The organism is Pseudomonas sp. SB113, assembly GCF_040754745.1.
Taxonomy (GTDB): Bacteria; Pseudomonadota; Gammaproteobacteria; order Pseudomonadales; family Pseudomonadaceae; genus Aquipseudomonas; species Aquipseudomonas grimontii.
Map to the genome: position 1 here is coordinate 1 of NZ_JBFMHW010000145.1, position 465 is coordinate 465.

At 54.8% G+C, this 465-nt stretch carries 1 protein-coding gene; it reads left to right on the top strand.

Annotation, left to right across the window (positions count from 1 at the left end):
- On the top strand, nt 1-337 hold a 337-nt coding region (locus tag AB1462_RS31875), incomplete at its 5' end, for a phosphate acyltransferase (RefSeq protein WP_367249082.1).
- Between the last annotated feature and the right edge of the window lie 128 nt (nt 338-465).

Consider the following 465-nt stretch of genomic DNA (forward strand, 5'->3'; position numbering starts at 1 on the left):
GCGTTCCGAGCGTGTTCAGGAAGCGGTGAAGATCCTCGACAAACGCCGCGTCGATTTCGAATATGATGGCGAAATGGCTGCCGATGTCGCGCTCAATCCACGCCTTTTGCAGCAATATCCGTTCTGCCGTCTTTCCGGTCCGGCGAATGTGCTGGTCATGCCGGCGTTCCACTCGGCATCGATCTCGACGAAAATGTTGCAGGAACTCGGCGGTTCGACCGTCATCGGCCCGCTTCTGGTCGGCCTCAACAAGCCGGTTCAGATCGTGCCGCTGAACGCAAAGGACAGCGATATCGTCAACATGGCGGCAATCGCTGCCTATACAGCCGGGGCTTAAAGCAATTCCAGGAAAAGTGTGTAGCGGTTTTCCGTCCGGAATTGCGCAGAAAAGAAAAACGGCATCTATCGTCGTTCCGCAGAAAGCGGGTGAAATCATGTTGAGTTGTCTTTCCAGCCAGGAATAAG